The 1,366-nt window shown below is 57.0% G+C and carries 1 protein-coding gene; it reads right to left on the reverse strand.

Annotation, left to right across the window (positions count from 1 at the left end):
* Nucleotides 1–259: 259 nt before the first annotated feature.
* Nucleotides 260–1,288 carry an IS110 family RNA-guided transposase gene (locus tag AC1DVE_RS31105; protein WP_223460745.1) on the reverse strand — a complete coding sequence of 343 codons (1,029 nt, stop codon included), beginning with the start codon at nt 1,286–1,288 and terminating at the stop codon, nt 260–262.
* Between the last annotated feature and the right edge of the window lie 78 nt (nt 1,289–1,366).

The following is a 1,366-nucleotide window of genomic DNA, read 5'->3' on the forward strand; positions in this document are numbered from 1 at the left end:
CGCTCCCACATCTATGGTTACCCCCTTTTCTGCAATACTGTTGTTGATGTCGTGTTTGGCTTGCTTTCATCTATCCGGCGTCTGAGTTGGGGTTGTCGCCCCGCGCCTCGATGAGAATCGATGCCCAACGACCCTAATTAGTGGAACGGCCTTTCAGCCGTGTGAGAGCCCAGGGTTGTCGTCAGGCCGGTTGGCCGTTCACGTCATCAGTTATCCAGCATCGCAAAACCAGGTGGGTGGTGCTTGGGTGACAGCGGGGTCAGGCGTTCATCGCGGCTGGCCCCGCATCGAATTCAGTGTGGTGTGCCGCTATCGCCCAGGCGATTCTTGCCAGTTTGTTGGCCAGCGCACAAACCACTAGATTGGAGTGATGTCCCGACGCCAATAACCGGCGGACCCAGTCCGCCAAAGCGCCTTTCTGTCGCTCCAGTTGTATCAAGTAAACACGAGCGCACTGGACGAGCAGGCGTCGCTGGTTGCGATCACCGCGCTTACTGATGCCCAGCAGGACRGACCTCCCGCCCGTGGAATGCTGCTTGGGGACCAGTCCGATGGAAGCTGCATAGCCTCGGCCGCATTTGAACTGCTTGCCATCGCCCAGCTCGGCAGCCAGGACGGTGGAGGTGATCGGGCCGACACACGGCAGAGTCATCAAACGAGTCGCCAGATCATCTTCAGCGGCCTGGCATTCCACGTCCTTATCCAGCGACTTGATCTCCTCCTCCACATGCTTGAGATGTCGATACAGTCTCATCAGATTTTTTTTGTAGGGCTCAGAAATTGAACTCGCCTCAAGCAGCTCCGGTAGAGCGTTGATCGACTTGAAGCCCGGGGCCAGGCTCACGCCAACYTCCAGAAGCGCGGCGTGAATCCGATTGACGGTTGCGGTGCGATCCTTGATGAACGAGTCTCGGGTGGAGTTCAGCATGGCTAGCACTTGCTGGGCCTGAGTTTTTACCGGCACAAAACGCATCGTCGGACGAGTCGCTGCTTCGCAGATCGCCTCGGCATCAGCGAAGTCATTTTTGTTGCTTTTCACGTAAGGGCGTACGAGATGAGGTGCGATGAGCCTGGGCGCATGTCCCAGCCTGATGGCCTCCTGTGCCATGAAGTGGGCGCCGCCACAGGCTTCCATCACGATGGTGCAGGGCTCGAGATTTGCCAGGTGCTGCATGAGCGTTACCCGATTGAATTTTTTTCGGTACAGCTCGTGACCACGATCATCCTGTGCATGTAGATGAAAGGTGTGTTTTCCCAAGTCGATGGCGGCAATAGCTACTTTGTTCATGGCAACGATCTCCGATGAGCCCCCTGCGAAAGCTTAGTGGGCGATCACAGGGGGCAGCGGGGGTAGCCATTTCATTAG

The organism is Pseudomonas sp. P4_B4 (genome assembly GCF_056402255.1).